Annotated in this window: 19 protein-coding genes, 1 pseudogene and 1 riboswitch; of the genes and pseudogenes, 6 read left to right on the top strand and 14 right to left on the bottom strand. The window is 63.1% G+C overall.

Annotated features, from left to right (window positions below; all coding sequences use genetic code 11):
• Window positions 1-6: 6 nt before the first annotated feature.
• The 7 genes and pseudogenes from M1D87_RS13725 to M1D87_RS13755 all read right to left on the bottom strand — a co-directional run bounded on the left by M1D87_RS13725 (window position 7) and on the right by M1D87_RS13755 (window position 6048).
• Entirely contained in the window at window positions 7-960 is a 954-nt protein-coding gene (locus M1D87_RS13725) for a N5-glutamine methyltransferase family protein (RefSeq protein ID WP_123084110.1), read from the bottom strand.
• Window positions 960-2294, bottom strand: a complete 1335-nt coding sequence (locus M1D87_RS13730; RefSeq protein ID WP_371034058.1) for an iron-containing redox enzyme family protein — start codon at window positions 2292-2294, stop codon at window positions 960-962. The genes M1D87_RS13725 and M1D87_RS13730 overlap by 1 nt, the downstream gene beginning before the upstream one ends.
• Window positions 2295-2315: 21 nt before the next feature.
• The gene (locus tag M1D87_RS13735) at window positions 2316-2513 is read right to left on the bottom strand and encodes a hypothetical protein (RefSeq protein ID WP_003259932.1); all 198 of its coding nucleotides are present in this window, start codon (window positions 2511-2513) and stop codon (window positions 2316-2318) included.
• Window positions 2514-2573: 60 nt separating this feature from the next.
• Window positions 2574-2693 (bottom strand): annotated as a pseudogene (locus tag M1D87_RS13740) (con-10 family general stress protein); the annotation flags it as partial.
• Between the two features lie 205 nt (window positions 2694-2898).
• Complete coding sequence (locus tag M1D87_RS13745; protein ID WP_123084108.1) at window positions 2899-4182, bottom strand: NTP/NDP exchange transporter; 1284 nt, start codon at window positions 4180-4182, stop codon at window positions 2899-2901.
• A 4-nt stretch (window positions 4183-4186) separates the two neighbouring features.
• Window positions 4187-5095 carry an aldo/keto reductase gene (locus tag M1D87_RS13750; protein ID WP_123084107.1) on the bottom strand — a complete coding sequence of 303 codons (909 nt, stop codon included), beginning with the start codon at window positions 5093-5095 and terminating at the stop codon, window positions 4187-4189.
• 89 nt (window positions 5096-5184) lie between these two features.
• The gene (locus M1D87_RS13755) at window positions 5185-6048 is read right to left on the bottom strand and encodes a Dyp-type peroxidase (RefSeq protein WP_013972645.1); all 864 of its coding nucleotides are present in this window, start codon (window positions 6046-6048) and stop codon (window positions 5185-5187) included.
• Between the two features lie 184 nt (window positions 6049-6232).
• Here M1D87_RS13755 and M1D87_RS13760 point away from each other — a divergent pair, with 184 nt between their 5' ends.
• Window positions 6233-7126 (top strand): bile acid:sodium symporter family protein, encoded by an 894-nt coding sequence (locus tag M1D87_RS13760; RefSeq protein ID WP_039613373.1) that lies wholly within the window; start codon window positions 6233-6235, stop codon window positions 7124-7126.
• A gap of 168 nt (window positions 7127-7294) precedes the next feature.
• Here M1D87_RS13760 and M1D87_RS13765 read toward each other — a convergent pair whose 3' ends face one another.
• Window positions 7295-7762, bottom strand: a complete 468-nt coding sequence (locus M1D87_RS13765; protein WP_085720194.1) for a sterol desaturase family protein — start codon at window positions 7760-7762, stop codon at window positions 7295-7297.
• Window positions 7763-8158: 396 nt separating this feature from the next.
• Between M1D87_RS13765 and M1D87_RS13770 the strand changes: the two genes are divergently transcribed.
• Together M1D87_RS13770 and M1D87_RS13775 are read left to right on the top strand one after the other, a co-directional pair.
• On the top strand, window positions 8159-8872 hold the full coding sequence (locus M1D87_RS13770; RefSeq protein ID WP_013972648.1) for an MgtC/SapB family protein: 714 nt from the start codon (window positions 8159-8161) through the stop codon (window positions 8870-8872).
• Window positions 8873-8889: 17 nt separating this feature from the next.
• Window positions 8890-9399, top strand: a complete 510-nt coding sequence (locus tag M1D87_RS13775; RefSeq protein WP_085720198.1) for a GNAT family N-acetyltransferase — start codon at window positions 8890-8892, stop codon at window positions 9397-9399.
• A 334-nt stretch (window positions 9400-9733) separates the two neighbouring features.
• On the opposite strand, the gene M1D87_RS13780 is transcribed toward M1D87_RS13775, so the two are convergent.
• Window positions 9734-11302: a sensor domain-containing diguanylate cyclase gene (locus tag M1D87_RS13780; RefSeq protein ID WP_038409652.1), complete on the bottom strand. Its 1569-nt coding sequence runs from the start codon at window positions 11300-11302 to the stop codon at window positions 9734-9736.
• 152 nt (window positions 11303-11454) lie between these two features.
• Between M1D87_RS13780 and M1D87_RS13785 the strand changes: the two genes are divergently transcribed.
• The gene (locus M1D87_RS13785) at window positions 11455-11955 is read left to right on the top strand and encodes a DUF4142 domain-containing protein (protein WP_013972651.1); all 501 of its coding nucleotides are present in this window, start codon (window positions 11455-11457) and stop codon (window positions 11953-11955) included.
• 8 nt (window positions 11956-11963) lie between these two features.
• Window positions 11964-12215, top strand: coding sequence for a hypothetical protein (locus tag M1D87_RS13790; protein WP_013972652.1), 252 nt, complete (start codon window positions 11964-11966; stop codon window positions 12213-12215).
• A 108-nt stretch (window positions 12216-12323) separates the two neighbouring features.
• Here the strand turns inward: M1D87_RS13790 and M1D87_RS13795 are convergent, their stop codons facing one another.
• From M1D87_RS13795 to M1D87_RS13815, 5 genes are all read right to left on the bottom strand, one after another.
• The gene (locus M1D87_RS13795; protein ID WP_221177150.1) at window positions 12324-12494 is read right to left on the bottom strand and encodes a DUF6021 family protein; all 171 of its coding nucleotides are present in this window, start codon (window positions 12492-12494) and stop codon (window positions 12324-12326) included.
• A gap of 55 nt (window positions 12495-12549) precedes the next feature.
• Entirely contained in the window at window positions 12550-13530 is a 981-nt protein-coding gene (locus M1D87_RS13800) for a DNA-binding protein (protein WP_123084106.1), read from the bottom strand.
• A 228-nt stretch (window positions 13531-13758) separates the two neighbouring features.
• Window positions 13759-15000, bottom strand: coding sequence for a cytosine deaminase (codA, locus tag M1D87_RS13805; RefSeq protein WP_015270361.1), 1242 nt, complete (start codon window positions 14998-15000; stop codon window positions 13759-13761).
• 223 nt (window positions 15001-15223) lie between these two features.
• A complete protein-coding gene (gene tenA, locus M1D87_RS13810) occupies window positions 15224-15886 on the bottom strand; it encodes a thiaminase II (protein ID WP_025339063.1) in 663 nt (220 codons plus the stop codon).
• Entirely contained in the window at window positions 15883-16530 is a 648-nt protein-coding gene (locus M1D87_RS13815; RefSeq protein WP_024087147.1) for a TenA family protein, read from the bottom strand. Before M1D87_RS13815 ends, tenA begins: the two co-directional genes overlap by 4 nt.
• An 80-nt stretch (window positions 16531-16610) precedes the next feature.
• A riboswitch (TPP riboswitch) is annotated at window positions 16611-16725 on the bottom strand.
• A gap of 225 nt (window positions 16726-16950) precedes the next feature.
• Between M1D87_RS13815 and M1D87_RS13820 the strand changes: the two genes are divergently transcribed.
• The gene (locus M1D87_RS13820; RefSeq protein WP_123084105.1) at window positions 16951-20343 is read left to right on the top strand and encodes an Ig-like domain-containing protein; all 3393 of its coding nucleotides are present in this window, start codon (window positions 16951-16953) and stop codon (window positions 20341-20343) included.
• The last annotated feature ends 139 nt before the right edge of the window (window positions 20344-20482 follow it).

Genomic DNA, 20482 nt, shown 5'->3' on the forward strand with positions numbered 1-20482 from the left:
GCTGCCTCAGCTGTTGCGGGTGACTGTGAGCACCACCGCGGCGATGCGCTCGACCTGCTCGTAACCGGGTTCGTTCAGTTGCTCGCCAAACACGTCCGGGTCGATTTCCCGATATACCCAGGACCATTCCGGGCCCGCCAGGCGCAGGCGAATGGCCTCGAGCAAGGCATCACGGCCTTCGCTTATCGCCACGCCGGTATACAACAGTAGCGAGCCCCCCGAGCCGAGCCGCTCGCAAGCTTGCTCGACGATACGCAGCGAAAGCTGCGCGCCGAGCGAACCACCGCCATGCCGATAGGTACGTTGGCAGGCATCGAGCATGTACGGCGGGTTGGCAACGATAAGGTCGAACAGCCCGGTAATGCCGTCGAGCACGTCACTGGGTTCCACGGAAACATTGCTCAAGCCCGCCAATGCCGCGTTGATCGCGGTATAACGCAGCGCGAGCGGGTTGATATCCACGGCGCTGACCTGGGCATGGGGCGCCGCGCGGGCGATCAGCAAGGCGCCGACACCCGTGCCGCACCCGATATCCACGGCATGCTCGACACGCTTGGGGGGGCGTTGCAGGTGATCGTGAATCACTTGGGCGAAACGGTAACTGTCGGGGCCGAGAAACACTGCGTCTGTTTCCTCGGTGGGGTAAGCAGAGTGCAGCAGCAGCAGCTCGTCGATCGTGGACCAGCGCACGGTGCTGATCAGCAGTTCTCCGTGCTGCTTGAGCACCTGAGCCCGCCGCATCTGGTCCAGCTCATCGGCAGAAACCAATGACGAACGGAACGGGCGGCTCCAGCCGAACACATCGCGCACTGTCCTGGCTTGCCCGGCTTCCGGGCGCGCATTCACGCGAGCATGGGTTGCCGGTGTGACACAGGTGAAGCGGTAGCCGTCGGCGCGCAGGCGCCTGCCCAATTGCAGCATTGCCTGGTCAGCCTGGATTTGTTGTGGATCGAGCAGCATCAGCGGGTTACCTCCTGATTCAGGCCGGTAGCACGCAAGTAGCGCCGGGTGGCCAGCAACCCTTCCGGTGTCGCATGACGGTTACCGGACATCGTGTCGATCAACGTCTGGATATCGGCGTCCGGGGCAGGAGTCGCGAGCGTATCATCCGATTCCACCTGCACCTCCCAGCTGCCGGGCAGCACGCGACGCCCGCGGGCTTGCAAGCCTGCAGCGATCCAGTCGTGCCATAGCTGTTTTTCATACGCCGTGAACACGCCATACATCGGTGCCGAGGGGCCATCGATGAGTCCCCACCAGCGGCTGTTGGCGGGTGCTTCACCACGGCGGATCCAGCCCTGTGCCTGCAAGGCTTGCAGAAACGCGGGCATGGCACCGGGCTCGGCCAGCCATTGGTTGACGGTGCGTTTTTGCAAGCGGCAATGGTCGGAATGCATGAACTGGCCAAAATTGCGCTTGCGCTCCAGTGCCGACAGCAGCTCGGATTCAAGATCGAAGCTGCTGATCAGGCTGGGTGTATCAAGCCCCAGGTCATTCAAGCGGTACCCGCTGCGCACCCGCTGGTAGAACTGGCCAGCATCGTCGACCGGGCAGAATTGGCGTAGCGCCTGGATGGACAGATGCGCATGCCCGCTGGCCGCGTTGTCGATGGTCACATGAAGCTGGAAATAATGGCCATCGATGCCCACTTCCGCCAGTTCGTAAGTGGTAATCAGCAAATGCAACGGTGGTTGTTCATAGCCCAGGTTGTAGCCGATCAGCTCGGGAAGAAAATCATCGCCATGGCGCCCCAATGCCAACTGCAAGGCACCTTGCAGGTAACGCTGGTCGTCCAGTTCAGTCAGGCCCAGGCAACCCAGCCGGCTCAACAGCCGTTGGTAGATCAGCACATGGTTGCAGCGCGGATCACCGCCACCCAGTTCTTCCAGGTAGGTGCGAATCAGGCCGTGATAGCGCGGATCGCCCCAGTGGCGCAAGGTGCTGTGCAGCCATGCCCCGTCCACTGCCTTGGTTGGCGCCACTTGTTGCAGGAACCACAACGCCTGGGCGCGGTTGGCAAAGTAGCGCCGAGGTGCGCCTTGGCGGCGTTGTTCGAGGTAACTGGCATAGGCTTCGGCCACCTGGCTTGCATGGCCAGCGCTCCAGGCTTCCAGCTGAGCAGGATCGGCAGGCAGGTCATCTGGCAAACGCTGCGCGCGTGCCAATTGTTCGCTCAGCCAGGCTTTGCTCGTGGTGTCGTGGCTCACGAGCAGCTTGTGGTAACGCTCCTTCAGGCTTGGCCCAGTTGCCGAAGCCGGTATCACCGCGCCGGTCTTGCGGGTCATTACCGTCATGCCGTAGTCCTTGTCCGCGTTTTATTGGCTGGGTTTCTGCCCGGGCATCGGTTCAGGGTCCGGCGCCGGTTGGGGAGCAGGTTTGTCGCCGGGTTGCTGCATCTGCAGCGAAGGTTTGCTTTGGTCGGCATCCTTTGCCGGGTGGTCGTTGTCCCGGTCGAAACAGCCACCCAGCAAGCCAAGCGTGCCCACAAGTGCTATCAGAGGGATCAATCGCATGGGGTTCTCCTCATGTGCAGAATCGCAGTGCCCGATCACCCGGGCACTGCGTAGGCTCACTTACGAACGGCCGCCCTTGCGGCCCGATTCGCTGGTACGGCCACCACCGGATTGCTGGCCGCCCTTGCGCCCAGCTTCGGAGGCTTTTTCGCGGTCATTGGCAAAGTTGCCCGGGTTCTTGTTGCCACCCTGGCTGCCTTGCTGGTTGCCGGTGCGGCTGTTCTCTTTGTTGGCCATGGTCTTAAACCTCGTATGACTTCGGAATGCACGGCATTACCCGCCGTACACCTGTTGGGAGTTCGGTCATTTCGGTGGATTCGGTTTAATGCGAAGCGTTCTGACCAGCGGCATTAAATAAGCGGCACCCGCATATTTGGCGCGCTTGTCAGTCGCGCGATGCGCTTTCCAGGCGTGCCTGTCGCCTTCCCAGCACCCCGCCGGTCAGCGCCCAACCCAAGGCAATCAACGTACCGATCAACATCGCCAGTTGCGGATACTCGCCCATCACGTCCAGCGCGCGTTTGAGCCAACCACTCAACGCATCACCGCCGCGGTAAACCACGGTGTCGATGAAGTTCTTGGCCTTGTACTTGTCCTCGACGGGCAGCACGGTAAACAGCATCTCCCGCCCCGGCCGCACCAGCGCGTACTCACCGGCCCGACGCACCACCATCACCACCACGAACACGACGAACACCGGGGCCAGTGCCAGCCACAGGAAGCCCGCAGCCATCACCAGCGGCACCGCCACCAGCAGCACGCCCACCCCCAGCCGGCGGGCCAGGCGACCGGTGAGGAACACCTGGGTGAGGATGGCCAGGGCCTGTACCACGCTGTCGATCAGGCCGAACACCTGGGTTTGCCGGGTACGGTCGGTGAAGGTTTCGCTGACGATGCGTGCCTGCTCGAAATACAGGAAGGTGCTGACACTGGCGAGCAACACCACGAACAGGGCAATGCCCAACAGGTAGGGCGAGCGCAGTACGGCAGTGGCACCGGCAAACGGGTTGCCGCCCAGTGGCCGGGAATCCGCCCGCTCGGCTTGCGCCGGTAGAGGGTTGAGCTTTCGCCAGCGTTGCAAGTACAACGTAGCGCCAATGCTGCCCAAGAGAAGCGCTGCGGCCAGCACCAGCAAGCCGGCATGGCCCAGCGGCGCTACCAGCAGCGTGCCCAGGATGGGGCCGCTTAGCCCACCCAGGCTGGCCCCGGCCGCCAGCAGACCGAACAGGCGCTTGCCTTGTGCGGTGGAAAACAGGTCGGCGAGCACGCTCCAGGCCAGCGAGATGCTCAGCAGGTTGAACACCGACAACCAGATGTAGAAGGCCCGCGCCGCCCATGAAGCTTCCGGATTGCGGGCGAACAGCACGGCGAACAGCAGCAGGTTGCTGGCGAAAAAGCCGTAGGTCCAGGGCAGGATGTGTCGGCGCTGCACCTTGGAGGCCAGCAAGCCAAACAGCGGCAGGCACGCCAGGGTGGCGACGAAAGTGCCGGTGAACAGCCATTGCAGGTTGTCCACGCCACCGGCGACGCCCATGGTTTCGCGCACCGGGCGCAGCATGAAATAGCCAGTGAACAACAGGTAGAACAGCAGCAAACCGGCGATCACCGCTGGCCCTTCGCCGGGCTCGATGTTCAGCCCCTGATCCAGGCGCCGCCGCCAGGCTGCCATGGTGTCAGGCAAACTGCTTGATCAGCGCCTGTTGCTGCGCCTGGGTCAGCAACGGCCCGTGCCCGGCCTTGAGCTGGTCAAGTTGGCGCTCGGGCCGGCTGGTCGCGGGGATGACCGTGGTCACCGCCGGGTGACTGATGGCGAACTTGAGAAACAGCTGCGCCCAGCTGCCGACACCCGCCTCTGCGGCCCAGCCGGGCAAGGCCTGGTCCTTCACCCGGGCGAACAGGCGGCCATCGTCGAACGCCCGGTTGACCAGCACGGCGACGCCCTTGTCCTGGCACAGCGGCAGCAGTTCGCGGGCGGCGTCGGGGGCATTGACCGAGTAGTTGATCTGGATGAAGTCCAGCGGCTCGCTGCGCACGATGCGGGCTACCTCGTCCTGGCCACTGTTCAGGTAATGGGTGATGCCGACATAGCGGGTCTTGCCCTGCTGCTTCAATTCGCGGGCATAAGGCAGCTGGGTCTGCCAGTCGCGCAGGTTGTGGATCTGCAGCAAGTCGACCTTGTCGGTGCGCAGGCTCTCGAGGCTGCCGGCCCATTGCGCTTCGGCGTCTGCCCGGCTGTCGGCGGCGATCTTGGTAGCGATGAAGCATTGCCGGTGCCAGCCGCCCTCTTCCAGCAGCTGGCCGAGAATGCTGTCGGCGCCGCCGTAGTTGGGCGAGGTGTCGATAACCCGGCCACCGCCTTCGAAGAACGCCTGCAGTACAACTTTCAGCTGCTGGTACTGGGCGGAACCGGCTTGCACTTCGAAACTGCCGGAGGTACCGGCACCGATCACCGGCAGCGCTTCACCGGTGCTCGGCACATTGCGGGTCAGCAAGCCCGCCGGGGTAGCGGCGTGCAACCAGGGGCTGGCGGCCAGCAAGCCCAAGGTAGCACCCGCACGTAGGACATCACGACGTGCGTACATGGAAAAGCTCCCGTCATGAAGCGGAAACTTTCAAGGCTAGCCGCTGCCCCCGGCTGCGTCCGGTGTTTCTGTATCTGGATGTTTAGCGATCAGGCTTGCAGCAACAGGCTCAGGTCGACACCCGTCTCGCTCATCGGCGGACACCAGTAGTATCCACCGGTCAGTGGCCGGCTGAAGCGGTACAGGCCGTCGATGATGCCGTCCTCCAGGCCGCTCATGCGCCGCAGCTGCACCTCGAACGCATCGAAGCTGTGGCCCAGGGCCACGAAGGCCAGGCCAGCGCCCCGTTGGTCTGCCCAGGCCACCGAACGACGGACCATGAACGCTTCTGGTTCGAAACTTTCCTGGGCCGTGCGCTTGACGTGGGCGGACTCGGGGGCGTCATCGAGCTCTTCGTTGTCGCTAAGGCGCCGGCCGATGATGTTGTCCTGGTCAGCCTGGGGCAGCGACTTGAAGTACTCCAGGTCGTGCTTCCACAGCTGGAACGCGGCAAAGCTGGAGCCATCGGCGCCAATTGCCGCCTGCACGGCCTCTTCGTCCACCGGGTTTTCGGTGCCGTCCTCATAGCCGGTCAGGTCATGGCCGCCACGGTGCAGGAAGCCATCGACGCTGTCGGCCAGGCGCAGGGCCGGAGCCAATGCCAGCTCAAGGGCCTGGGCCCGCAGCAGCAGGTCACCGCGCTCGTCGCCACGCAGCCACAGCCACAGGGCGTGTTGGGTGCTGGGGTTCTCCACTGCAGCATCCAGCTGCGGGAAGGCGCGCAAGCCAGGTACGTCACGGCCCAGGGCCTTGGCCAGCGGGGCACCGACACCCAGAATCAACTGTTCGCCATCGACCTGCGGCAGCAAGGCATCCAGGGCGGCAGGCAGGGCCTCGGGCGACTGCAGGGAGAAGAACAGGTGACGGGCGTGGGCCGGCACCGGGGTGGCAAGCAGACCTTGCTGGAACGGCATGACAGGCTAATCCTCGGTAAAAACAGGAATGCTACTGCGCCTGCAGGCCTGCTGCAACGCGGCATACAGCCTCGCTGGGCGCTGCGCTCGGTAACAAACGGTTACCAAGGGCTGGCGTTTTGCGATTAGCTATCAATCAGGGCCGACCTACACTCCACCGGATCCTTCGCCCGAGAGACCGCCCATGACCGCCTCCCCTTTGCTCACCGCTTTTCTGCCGCTGGCCCTGGGCATCATCATGCTCGGTCTCGGGTTATCGCTGACCCTGGCCGACTTCGCCCGCGTAGTGAAGTACCCCAAGCCGGTGGTGGTAGGCCTGGTTTGCCAGATCCTGCTGCTGCCGCTGGTGTGCTTCCTGATCGCCAACGGTTTTGGCCTGGAGTCGGCGCTGGCGGTGGGGCTGATGCTGCTGGCCGCCTCGCCGGGCGGCACCACGGCCAACCTGTTCAGCCACCTGGCTCATGGCGATGTGGCATTGAATATCACCCTGACGGCAGTCAACTCGCTGATCGCGATCCTGACCATGCCACTGCTGGTGAACCTGTCGCTGAGCTGGTTCATGGCATCGGACCAGGCCATACCGCTGCAGTTTGCCAAGGTGATGCAGGTGTTTGCCATCGTCCTGCTGCCGGTGGCGCTGGGCATGCTGGTTCGCCGCTTTGCACCCGCCTTCGCCGCGCGCATGGAGAAGCCAATGAAGCTGGTGGCTGCGTTGTTCCTGGCGTTCACCATCGTCCTGGCGCTGGCCAAGGACTGGCAGACCGTGGTTGCCTACGCGCCGGTGGTGGGCCTGGCCGCGCTGCTGTTCAACCTGCTGAGCCTGGGCGTGGGCTACTGGGTACCACGCCTGCTGAACATTCCCAAGCGCCAGGCGATTGCGATCGGCATGGAGATCGGCATCCATAACGGCACCTTGGCGATTGCTCTGGCATTGAGCCCTTCGCTGCTGAACAACGCCACCATGGCGGTGCCGGCGGCGCTGTACAGCCTGATCATGTTCTTCACCGCGGCGGCGTTTGGCTGGTGGGTGAGCCGCGGGCATGTGGCGGCGCAGCCCAAGGGTGAAACGGTGAATTGAGGGCCTTTCCACGTACCCTGTGGGAGCGGGTTTACCCGCGAAGAATCCAACTCGGTGCATGGCACCGGCTGCGCCGGTGTTCGCGGCTGAAGCCGCTCCCACAGTGTCCCTGCTGACTCAATGAGTCATGGGCAGTTGCATCATCGTGGGCTGCTCTGCCAGTCCCTGTCACAACTGGCTGCGCTTGTGCCGCAACTCCTGCTTCAGCACCTTCAACGGCGGTGCATAGAAGAACCCGAACGACACACTCCCCGTTCTCCCTTTCACCGCATGATGCAACCGGTGTGCGCGGTGCAGGCGCTTGAGGTAGCGGTTGACCGGCCGTGGCTTGCGTGGCCAATGCCGATGAAAGAACCCGTCGTGGGCCACGACATACAGCACGCCGTACCCCGCCACGCCGCCACCCACCCACTGCAAGGGCGCAAAACCACCCTTGCCCAGGGCCACCAGCAGCGTGGCGATCAGCCCCAGGGCCACCAGGTACAGGTCATTGGTTTCGAGCATGCCCAGTTGCGGCTCATGGTGCGAGCGGTGCAGCCACCAGCCCCAGCCATGCATGATGTACTTGTGAGCCAGCGTGCCAACGCCCTCCATGGCCACCAGGGTGCCGAACAGTACGGCGAGATTGAACAGCATGGAACGGTCCGGGGGATGGCAAGGGAAGGCGCAAGGGTACCGATTGCCCGCGTTTTTTTCCATGCAGGCGTGACCGGTTGCGGGCACTTGCGGATGAAGCCATTGTCATGTTTTTGCCCTTGACCTGGCATGCCACGGGGCGTAACGTCCGCGGCGCAATTTTGCATCCCTGAACAGGAGACCTGCATTGGACAGTAGCCCCAGTCGCATGCGACAGGCCCACGTGGCGCGCTAGTCCGGCAGTGTCCTGCACTGTCTGGCCGGCCTGGCAAGACGGTGGTTTCTTGTAATCCCCCTCTTCTTCCTCCCCCTTCGTGGTCCTGCGCATTTTCTGGTTTTTCAACCGCGCCAGCTGATGGCGTTCTTGCGGGCGTGTGCCCGTGGAAGAGGTTTGCTATGGATTGGAAAGTATTTCTGCTGCGTGTCAGCATCGCCCTGCTGCTGGGGGCGCTGATCGGTGCCGAACGTCAACTGCGCCAGCGCCTGACCGGGCTGCGCACCAATGCACTGGTCAGCACCGGTGCTTGCCTGTTCGTGCTGATGACCCAGGCGGTGCCGGGCATGGCGCCCACCGATGCGTCGCGTATCGCCGCGTACGTGGTATCGGGCATCGGTTTTCTGGGTGGCGGCGTGATCATGCGTGACGGGTTCAACGTACGTGGCCTGAACACTGCCGCCACGTTGTGGTGCACGGCCGCAGTCGGCGTGCTGTGCAGCCTCGGGCTGCTGCTGGAAGCGACGCTGGGTAGCCTGGTGGTGCTGTGTGCCAACATCCTGTTGCGCGACATTGCCCAGCGCCTGGACCGCCAGGAAGTGGTGCCGGCCAGCGAGGTGGAGCAGCACTTCGAGGTGCGCATCGTCTGCCGCGCCGAGGACGAGATCCAGGTCCGCAGCCTGATGTTGCACAGCCTGGGCGACCCGCAGCTGCGCCTGCAGTCACTGCACAGCGAAGACCTGGCGAACCCCGCACGCCTGGAAGTACGCGCCGAACTGCTCGGCACCGCGCAGGCGCCAGCGCAACTGGAACGGTTAGTCAGCCGGGTGAGCCTGGAGAAAGGTGTAAGCTCGGTGCGCTGGCAATTGCAGCCGCAGGTGCTGGCGGCAGACTAGAACGAAAGGACTTCTTCATGCGCATTCGCCCTACCCTCGTGCAAGACATTCAATGGCTCCCGGGCGTCGAACGTTCGGCTGCCCAGGCCTTTGCCGCCCGGCCGGCGCTGGCATGGCTGGCGCAAGGAGATGTGATGGACTGCGGCGCCCATCAGGCATTTGTCGAAGCTGGCGGGAGCTGGGTGGCCGAGGGGCCAGATGGGCGCATTCTGGGGTTTGCCTGTGCCCGGTTCGTGGATCAGGCGCTGCATCTTCATGAAATTTCGGTGCGCCGGGAGGCCCAGGGGCAAGGTGTCGGGCGCAAGCTGTTGCAGCAGGTGGTCGATGCGGCGCGCCATGCGGGGGCGCGGGAGCTGACCTTGACCACCTTTGCCGATGTGCCATGGAATGCGCCGTTCTATGCGCGGTTAGGGTTCGAGGTGATCGATGAGGGGCTGCTGGATGCACGCTTGCAGCAGATTCTGGCCGACGAGCGTGCCCATGGGCTTGCGGGCCGTTGTGCGATGCGCCTTGGCGTGGATCACTAGACTCCGGGGCCGCTTTGCAGCCCATCGCCGGCAAGCCAGCTCTCATAGAACAATACATGACTCATTGGTTCGGCGAGGCTCTGTAGGAGCAGCCTTGTGCTGCGAAGAGGCCAGTACTGACAAAGCCTGTCTATTGCTTGTACCGGCCTCTTCGCAGCACAAGGCTGCTCCTACAAAGGACGCGTCAGACGAGCGATATTTGTTCTCTGCGCTACAGCGCAGCCCAAAAGGGATGGGCAATCTCCCACAGGTAATGTGCATCTCTTTGGCACTGCGCGGTCCCTGTGGGAGCTGGCTTGCCGGCGATGGGGCCGGTACAGGCAACCAAGGGCCTTTATTCATCTACGCCCACCACTGCACGTTCTGCCAGGCAATACCCGTCCCGACCCCGGCGCTTGGCCTGGTACAGCGCCGCATCCGCTGCCGCCATAAGGCGCTCGGCCGTCACCCCCTCCCGCGCCAGGTCACCCACCGCAATCCCCGCACTGCACGACACCCGCCCCAGTGGGCTACCTGCATGCTCCAGCATCTGACGCCGCAACAGCTGTTGCACTTCCTGCACCAGCAGCTCCGCCCCGCGGGCATCGGTATCGGGGAGCAGCAGTGTGAACTCCTCGCCCCCATAGCGCACAGCCAGGTCGGCCGGCCGCTTCAGTGCCTGCTGCAGCACCTCGGCAAAGCGCCGCAGGCACTGGTCGCCCGCTGGGTGCCCGTAACGGTCGTTGTAGGCCTTGAAGTAATCCAGGTCGAGCATCACCAGCGCCAGCGAGTAGCCCTGGCGTCGTGCCCGACGCAGCTCCGGCTCGAACACTGCGTCCAGCCGCCTGCGGTTACCCAGGCCGGTCAGGCTGTCGGTCAGTGCCAGGGCCTTGAGGGTCTGGTGTGCCTGGTGCAGCGCCCGCTCGATGACAATACGCTCGCGTAACTGGCGCAACACCACACCACCAAACGCTGCCAGCCCCACCAGCAACAGCAGCAACACTGCCACCGACTTGATCGCATCGTGCCGCCAGGGCGCGACGATCGATTCCCGCGACAAGCCGGCCTCCACCACCAACGGGTAGCTGGCCAGCGCGCGATAGCCATACAGCCGTGGCGTACCGTCCACCACGGCCACCGCCTCGGCCACCCCTTCGCTTGCATGCGGCAGGTGCTTGCGGAAGATCTCGCTGCTGCTAAGGCTGCGGCCAATTACCTGTTCGACGAACGGCCGCCGTACCAGGATAGTGCCGTCGCGCTTGGCCAGTACCAGCGCGCCGCGTTCGTCGATCTTGAAGTCGCCGTAGTAGCGTACGAACCAGTCCACCTTGATGGTGCCTAGCAACACCCCGGCGAAGCTGCCATCGGCATATTGCAGGCGCCGTGAAATGGGGATGATCAGGTCGCCAGTAGAACGGCTGCGCACCACCGAGCCGATGTGGACCCTGCGGTCGGTATGCTCGCGGTGGTAGATGAAGTAGTCGCGGTCGGCATTGTTGGCATTGGGTGGGACTACCGCCTGGTCGGTAACGATCCAGCTGCCATCCGGGCCATACACGAACAACCCGTGCAACTGCGGCATGATGCTTTTCTGCTGGACCAGCAAGGTATGCAGGCGCGGCCGGTCGATGTGCTCGAAGCCGTCGCCTTCCAGGCGCTCGGCCAGCGCCGCGGTAATTGCGTCGACCTGGCGGATGGCATCTTCGGCATGCTGCGCCGTGGCCCGGGCCAGGTTGGAGACCATGTTCTCGGCATTGGTGAAGGCGTGCCGGTAGTCGCGCCAGATGCGCCAACCTTCCACCACGACGAAGGCGAGCATCACCACCAGCATGAACGCGAGTACCAGGCGGAACAGCGCCACGGCCCGGCCCTCGCCGGTTATCGCGAAGAGCCCGTCCTCATCCTGTTTCCTGGCTGCGCACATTGAAATCCCTAGCCTTACCGCGTTCGCCGCGTTTCACTATAGTTCAGCATCACCTGGGCGCAGCCAACCAGGAAAAAGATTAAACCTTTGCTCCCCATTCACCCTCAACCGTACGCGACACTGAGGTCGCGCCACGGTTTAAGGAGTGAAGCATGAGCAGTCTCTTCATCAAGCGTGTCGGTTTTTCCATGGTGTTGGGCTTGGCATCGGTGCAGGCAATGGCGGCGAGTTCCGATGACTTCGTCGAAGCGGCCACCGAGGCCGGTATTGCCGAAGTGGTCACCGGCAAGCTGGCTCTGGAAAAAACTCAGAATGCCGAAATCAAGACCTTTGCCCAGCAGATGGTCAGCGACCACACCAAGGCCAATCAGAAACTCGGCGACATCGCTCGCAAGCTCGACATCTCCGTACCCGATGAGGCGGCAATAACCGACAAGGTCAAGAAAATGATCCTGGAATGGCGAGAGGAGTCGTTTGACAAGTCTTACGTCAACAACCAGGTCGACGCTCACGAAAAGGCGGTGGAGTTGTTCAAGAAGGAAGCCGCATCTTCCGACAAGGCTGAATTGAAGGCCTTTGCCAGCGAAACCCTGCCCAAGCTCGAACAGCATCTGGAGCATGCCAAGGCGCTTCAGGCCAAACACGGCAAGTGAGGCCCGCCATGAGTAACGATGCATTGAAAGCCGAAGTGCTGACTCGCCTGTTGCACGCTCACCCCCAAGGGCTGGGCAAGGAAGTGCTGGACAACTACCGGGGCGAGAAAGCCGTGGCCGGCATGCTCAAGACGCTGCAGGAGGCCGGTTTGATCCAGGATGGCAGCGTGGCGGTGAGCAGCGACCACCAGATCAGCGTGAACTACCCCATCAAACTCTCGGCTGCGGGCGTGGAGGCAGCCAGGCAGGCAGAGTCCTGAGTCAAGCGAGCGTAGCTTGCCTGGCAAAGGCCTCGAGACAGCGTGCCCCAAGCAGTACCGTGTTGATCGCGGGGGCCGCTGAGCGGCCCTTAGCGACAAATGCCACCTTCACGGGGATTTTTCGACGTCCCGCGGTGGCTTGGCAGGTCCTTGAGGGTCGACTTGCGGATCCTCCACATCTGGCGAATCGGGGTCGAAACCCAAGTCCTGGTGTTTGTTCGCCTTCTCGGACGAATGGGGCCCTTGGGGATGTTTTTCTGGCTGTTGTGGTTCAGGCATGAGGCTTTCTCCGGTGAGTGTCTAGGGAAGAAACCACCGGCCGGGAAAAGTTTGATTAATCTACAGCTAGCCGGGCTCGGCATTGAACCAACGCTTCATCACGTTGCTTCAGCTGCTCCTCGAGCTGCTGCAGTTGACGAGCCTGTTCCGTGCACAAGTCGCGCCTGGCCTCCAGGCTCTGTGCCTGCACATCCAGCTGGCGACGCATTTCCTCGCTAGCACCCTGCGCCTGGGCCAGGATCGTGCGCAAGCCCTGGATCTGCGCATCACGCTGCTCCAGCAATTCGTCCTGCGCCCTGCAGGCGCTGGCGGCCTGGCGATGCTCACCCAGCAAGCGCTCGTTGTCGCGGTGCAGGCGGGTCAGCTCGTCCTGCTTGACGATCATGCCTTGCTGCAGTTGACGCACCTCCACCTGCAACTGTTGCAGCTGCGCTTCGTGGCGGCGCTGCTCCTGTTCACGCTGTTCGCGGCTGGCGTTGCGATAGTGTTCCTGCGCATCGCGGGCATGACGGTGCTTGTCTTCCAGTGATTTTACCTGCTCCTCCTTGTCGGCCAGGCGCACCTGCAGCTCGCCCAGCGACTGGTTGAGGCTGGCACTGCGCAGCTGTTCGGCCTGCAGGGTGCTTTGGTTGGAAAGCAGTTTTTCCGATTCGGCGGCCAGTGCGGCCACATCGATCTGATGCTGTTGGTGCGCCGCAGCCAGTGCCTGCTGGGCAATGGCCAGTTGTGCCTCCAGCTGTTCGCGCTGTCGAGTGAAGGCGCTTTCGGCCTGCTCGATCTTCAGGTCGGCCTCGTCCTGCAACTGGGTTGCCAGTTGCCCGACCATTCGGCTCAGCACGTCACTCAGTGCAATGCCGCCCTCGGAAGCCACGGGTTGCTGGCCGTTCAACTCTTTCAGATAGCGGTGAATCGTGGTCTTGGAGCCGGTGTTGCCCAGCTCGATACGTATCGCATCGATGCTGGGGTTCTCGCCCCGGGCAATCAGCGCCTGACGTGCCTGCTGCACTACAACCTTGTTTATACCGCCCCGGGCCATGCTTGCTCCTACGATTTTGTACCGTGTTATGTACCATGTAATTACATACCAATTATGGAGACAAGCCATTGCCCGTGCAAACATTTCCTATGGTGGAATAATCACGGGTTATCGCATGTGAATGGTTCTTGGGAGCTGTGCGCGGGCATAAACCAGTACGCCAGACAGCAAAGCGCCCCGCTCGGCTTCAAGCCGGCGGGGCGCTGCAGAATGCTGAAGCAGGGAGCGTCAGCTGTAGTGTTCAACCCTGGCAGGTGTTCTACGCATGAGCACCTTACCGTTGCGTACCGACACCAGCGCATGCCCCTGGCTGCGCACCATTTCGTAATCGTCCGGCGCAGAGAGCAGCAACAGGTTGGCCGGTCGCCCCACTTCGATGCCGTAACGCTCGCCCAGGTTCAGGGTGCGGGCGCTGTTGTCGGTGATCAGGTCCAGGCAACGCTGCAGGTCTTCGTAGCCAAGCATGTGGCAGATGTGCAGGCCGGCCTCCAGAATACGCAGGATGTTGCCATTGCCCAGCGGGTACCAAGGGTCGACGATGGAATCCTGGCCAAAGCACACGTTCATCCCGGCCCGGTCGAGTTCGGCCACGCGGGTGACGCCGCGGCGTTTCGGGTAGTTGTCAAAACGCCCTTGCAGGTGAATGCTCTCGGTCGGGCAAGATACGAAATTGATACCCGACTGCTTGAGCAGGCGGAACAGCTTGTAGCAGTAGGCATTGTCGTACGAGCCCATGGCCACGGTATGGCTGGCTGTTACCCGAGCGCCCATGTCGCGCACCCGCGCCTCTTCGGCCAGCACTTCGAGAAAGCGCGACTGCGGGTCGTCGGTCTCGTCGCAATGCACATCCACCAGGCAGCCGGTACGTTCGGCCAGGTCCATCAGGAACTTGACCGAAGACACGCCCTGGTCGCGGGTGTTCTCGAAGTGTGGAATGCCGCCGACCACGTCGGCACCGATGGCCACCGCTTCGGTCATCAGCGCCCGGCCGTTGGCGTACGACTCGATACCCTCCTGGGGGAAGGCGACGATCTGCAGGTCGAGCAGGTGGCGCACTTCGTCACGCACTTCGACCATGGCCTTTAGCGCAGTCAGGGTGGGGTCGGTGACATCGACATGGGTACGCACATGCTGGATGCCATGATCCACCAGCATGCCGATGGTCTTCTTAGCGCGGTTTTTGATGTCGTCGTGGGTGGTGATTGCCTTGCGCTCGGCCCAGCGCTCGATGCCTTCGAACAGGGTCCCGCTCATGTTCCACTGCGGCTCGCCGGCGGTCAGCGTGGCGTCCAGGTGGATGTGCGGTTCGATAAAGGGCGCCACCACCAGGTTCTGCCCGGCATCCAGGTCATCGGCAGCGCGCGCCGCCACCCCTTCGGCCTGGGGCACGATGGCGGCGATGCGTTCGCCGCTGAGTTCGATGCGGAACAGGCCAGGCTTGCCGCGCAGGCGTGCGTTGATGATGTTCATGATGCTTCTCCCTGGGCTTTGCGGGTGGCCCTACCAGCATATTGGCCTAAATCTCATCTGCCCGGTTAGCGCGGACCTTTGTAGGAGCGGCCTTGTGTCGCGAAAGGGCTGCGAAGCAGCCCCAGGATTTCAGCGCAGAAGCACAAATTGCTGGGGCTGCTTCGCAGCCCTTTCGCGACACAAGGTCGCTCCTACAAGAGTCCGCGCAGGGCCATGCAGTGCGTTATTGGCTAGCCAACCCCATCTGCCAGAAGTCCGCCTCCAGGCTGGACGCCTGGCCGAAAATCCCCACCAGCTCGGCAAACCGTTGCTCGGTCATGCTCCGCGCTGCCAGCTCGTCCAGATGCTTGCGCGCCGCTGTGGCGACACCCTGGTAGCCCTCGCCGGCATACTCGGCGATCCACTCGCGGTACGGGTGATTGCTCAGATCGCCAATGCGCTCGGACAACGCCCGGCCAATCTCGGCATAACCGATCACGCAAGGCGCCAGCGCCACATGCAATTCCAGCAGGTCACCCGCGGCACCGCAGTCCAGCACATAGCGGGTATAGGCAACCGTGGCCTGGTGTTCGGGCGCGGCCTCGATATCAGCCTGGGTCAGGCCCCAGCGCGCGCACAGGCGCAAGTGCAGCTCGGTTTCATCCAGAATCGCCGCCAGCCCGGCCTGCGCGGCGCGGATGTCGGCCGGTCGACGGCTCTTGTAGGCAGCCAGTGCCCAGGCGCGGGCGAACTGGATGAGGAACAGGTAATCCTGTACTAGGTAGGTGCGGAAGGCGGCTTCGCTCAACGTACCCTCGCCCATCTGGCGCACGAATTCGTGGTCGACGTAGCTGTTCCACTGCGGCGTGGCGGCAGCCTTGAGGCGGTCGAAGATATCCATGCTCATTTGTCCTCCGGGTAGACAGCATCGAAGAAGGCCAGCTCTAGCGCCACGGTGCGCTGGTAGAAGTCACCCGCCAGCACGGCGTCCTGCGGGCCGACGCGGTCGAGTTCGGCTTGCAGGAAGGCAACGAAGTCCTGGAATGCCGGGTTGTCGTGCAGGGTGATCCATTCAGCGTGGACGAAGTTGTCCGGCATCGGCTTTGGCGCCTTCAACGCCCAGTCCAGGTACAGGCCTTCGGCGACGTTGAGCACCGCCAGCGCGGCCGCATAGGACCGGGTGGCCGCCGCTTCGCGCATGATCGCCTTGAAGCCTGCGGTCGGGACGGTGTCGGCTGGTTCGCTGCGTTGTGCGGGGCTTACCCCCAAGGCCTCGAAGGCGCGCAGGAAGTAGGTGTTCTCGTCACTGGAGATCATCCCGGCAAAGCGCCCGAAGCGCAGGCGCGCCTCGAAGGTGTCGGCGGTGGCGATGGCCGCGCCCAGCAGGGTCAGGAAGCTGTCGAGGAAGCGGTGGTCCTGCACCAGGTAGTCGACCATGATCGGGTCCGGCAGGCTGCCGTCGCACAATTGGGTGACGAAGCGGTGGCCAACGGCCGCCGACCAGGTCGGCTCGCTGCGGCGGCGCAGGGACTGGCTGAAGCGTTCGGTCATGTTGCTGTCCTTGATGGGGGGTGACAGCGAGACCGCGGTGATTGGCATGGACGGGCCTCGCAGTGAGGCCGGCAAAAAGGCAGGTTTCAAAGTCCCATCCCTTCGCCGGCATGATCCGGATCAGGTTCGAAGGGTCACCGCGCTGCAGCATCCAGCGGTTTCTCAGCCCGTTCCCGGGCTCCCCTTGGTGGCGCTCAGGTATACCCCAGGGCGCCGAAGCTGTCACCACCCAATCTGTGGGCAATGGGTGACCCACTAGTGGGGGCCCTCACCCATTTTTGACGCCGTGGCATTTAGCGCGCATCAGGCGCCACAAGGATTTATTTAGAAACATATTCCTCGTATTTGGGTTGGCACACCCGTTGCTCCAGCCCCGGAAACGGGCAAATAGCCATGATGGCGCAAACGAGGCGCAAGGCAATGAAAACACCTGCCATGATCCACCCTGCAAGGCATGCATTCCAGCTGTCCACCGTCGCTACGCTGATGCTCGGCCTTGGGCTGGTCACGGCGACAGCGGCGCCCATGGACGACAACAGCATGCCCCCGCCGACCGACCCGTCGGCCTACACTGATCAGCCGGCTGACCCGACCCAGCCCTTGCTGGACCTGTACAGCATGCCAGAGGCGAATCAAGGCTCACTCGAACTGACCGATGGCGTGTACGGTGACCGCAACACGGTAAGCGCAAACAACGTGTTGCCACCGGCCCTGCAAACCGGGGAAAAATACCCCACCAATGGCAAGCCAAGCCCGCTGTTCGGCGCGTTGCCGTTTACCCAGCAGTTACTGCTGTTCGAGGAATTCGGCACGGAAAGGCTCGACCCCACGCTGCCGCCGCCCACTCTGACCTTCCCGGTGCCGACCCTGGGCGCGGCACCAGCGCAGGACCCCAACGTGGTGGCCCGCAGCGGCCCCAGCGGTACAGCCTTGGAAGCCTTCCTCAAACAGCCGGGCCTGTACCCCTTCCCGACCCAGTATTCCAACGTGCTCGACCGCAACCCATGGAAGGCGCAGATCGAGATGTTCCTCAACCGCCAACCGGTCGGTTCGCCTGCGGAAGGCCGGCCACCAGGAAAAGGTTGGTCGCACCAGCGCTGGAACGAGTTCTACCCGCAGGCGGGGTTCAAGACCGCCCAGGCCGGTGCGCGCATCAACCTCGGCCTGCGTGACCGCAAGCAGCTGCACAACTATGCAGTTGGCGAGTTCGCCCCGGGCGGCCTGTACTACCAGACTTCCGATATCCCGAACACACTGGGCACCACCAAGGGCATCGACACCCGCTTCCACCCGAAGATGCCGCTGCAAAACCACAAGTCGCTATGGACCTTCGACGGCACCTTCCCGCCCAAGCTGCTGATGGTGCGCTATGGCCAACCGATCCTGATGCGCCATTACAACGCGTTGCCGATCGACCCCTCGGCCAACGCCGGGTTTGGCCTGCACACCCTTTCGACCCATGAGCACAACGGCCACTCCCCGGCCGAGAGCGATGGCTATGCAAACGCCTACTTCTTCCCGGGGCAGTACTACGATTACCGCTGGCCGCTGCAACTGGCTGGGTATGACACCATCAACACCCGTGCCGAAGACCCACGCGCTGCGTTCCCTTGCTCGGCGGGCGAAACCTTGTTCGTCAACGATGCCAACCCCGGCCTGAAAACCTGCCAGAACGGCAGCATCAAGATTCGTGGTGACTGGCGCGAAACCATGAGCACCCACTGGTTCCACGACCACATGATGGATTTCACGGCGCAGAACGTCTACAAAGGCAACGCCGTAATGATGAACTACTACAGCGCCCTGGACCGCGGCAACGAGGCCCTGCAGGATGGCGTCAACCTGCGTTTCCCCAGTGGCTCGGGCATGCCGTGGGGTAACCGCGACTACGACGTCAACCTGGTGATCGCCGACAAGGCCTGGGATGCCAACGGCCAGCTGTGGTTCAACCCGTTCAACACCGATGGCTTCCTCGGCGACCAGATCCTGGTCAACTGGCAGTACCGGCCAACGCTCAAGGTACGCGCGCGCAGCTACCGCTTCCGTATCCTCAATGGCTCGGTGTCGCGCTACCTGAAGCTTGCCGTCGTGCGGGAGATCGCCGGCAACAGCGGCGAGTTCAAAGGCCCTACCGGCTCCAACCTTTCATACGCGCGGGTACCGTTCCACATGATCGCCAACGACGGCAACATCATGGAACACACCGTGCCGTTCGACGGCACCATGGACCTCAACGGTGACGGCAACCTGCAGGACAACAACGGCGTCCTGCCGCTGCAGGGTATCGCCGAACGCTACGACATCATCATCAACTTCGCCAAACACGGCATCAAGGTCGGCGACAAGCTGTACCTGGTCAACCTGGAGGAACATCAGAGCGGCAAGGGCCCGGAGGGTACCATTGCCCTGGCCGATGTGCTGTCGGAAAAATACAAGGCGGTAATCAAGCAGACCAGCAAGGGGCCTGAGTGGGACAACGGCGACCCGGCGATCGGCAAGTTCATGCAGTTCGTGGTTCAGCCCTACAGCGGCCAGGACCTGAGCATGGACCCGGTTGCCTATGAACCGGCCAAGCCGGGCAAGGCCGAAGGCCTGAAAATGCTGCCGCTGCCGATAGACCGTAATTCGGCCACCGACCAGGCCAAGCTCAAGGATGCCCGCCATCGCGAGTTCATCTTCGGCCGCTCGGACGGTACCGACACCCAGCCCTGGACCATCAAGACAGATGGCAGCTTTGGCTACTCCATGGACCCACGTCGCATCAACGCGGCGCCACAGTTGGCCCAGCAGTCTACCGACGGCGGTTTCAGCGGCGACGGTACCCTGGAAGTATGGAAGATCATCAATGGTGGCAATGGCTGGAGTCACCCGGTGCATGTGCACTTCGAGGAAGGGGTGATCCTCAGTCGCGACGGCAAGGCCCCGCCAGAATGGGAAAAATGGGCGCGCAAGGACGTGTATCGCATAGGGCCGGATACCGACTCGTCCAAAGAGGTGGAAATGGCCATCCGCTTCCGCGAATTCGCCGGTACCTACATGGAACATTGCCACAACACCCAGCATGAAGACTCGTCGATGCTGCTGCGCTGGGACCTGGAACACCCAGGCCAGTTCCAGGTGATGCCGACCCCACTACCGGGTTGGGATGGCGTGGAGTACGTGGCTTCGGTTGGGCTGCCGACCTTCCGCACCGAAGGCCATGATAACGACGACCCGACCAACAAACCGCCGGTTGCGGCCAACGACAGCGCGGCTACCACGGCCGGCAAGCAGATCACCTTGAACGTGCTGGCCAACGACACCGACCCGGAAAACAACCTGCCGTTGACCGTAGTCGGCCTCAGCCAGCCGAACTCCGGCCAGGGCACCACCAGTACCGACGGCAGCACGGTCACCTACGTCCCACCGGCCACGGTAACCACAGCGTTCACCGCCAGCTTCAACTACACGGCTCGTGACGCCAAGGGCGCCGAATCGGTGGCCCCGGCCACGGTCAGCATTGCGGTGAGCCCGGCAGCGGCGGTCGACCAGATCCAGGTCACCAGTGCCACGGTGCAGGTGCGCAGCGGCAACCGCTTTACCTGGGACATTTCGGGCACCACCACGGTGGCCACCGGCAACAGCATCACCGTGACTGCGGCAACCACCAGTGGCCCGCTGCTGCTGGGTACGGCCACGCTGAGTACCACTACCAGCGGCGCCCGTTGGCGCTTGTCGACCACAACCACCGGCAGCGGCCCGGCCACACCGGCGACCGTGACCGTGAAATCGGCGCTGGGGCAGAGCGTGACGGCGCCGGTCAGCATCAGGTAACCGAAAAGCGGGGGCCGCTGTGCGGCCCATCGCTGGCAAGCCAGCTCCCACCTCGACCGCATCGGCTTCAAGCATATGCAGTCCTTGTGGATGCTGGCTTCCATCTCGACCCCTGTCGGAGCCGGCTTGCCGGCGATGG

Source organism: Pseudomonas sp. SA233 (genome assembly GCF_054792385.1).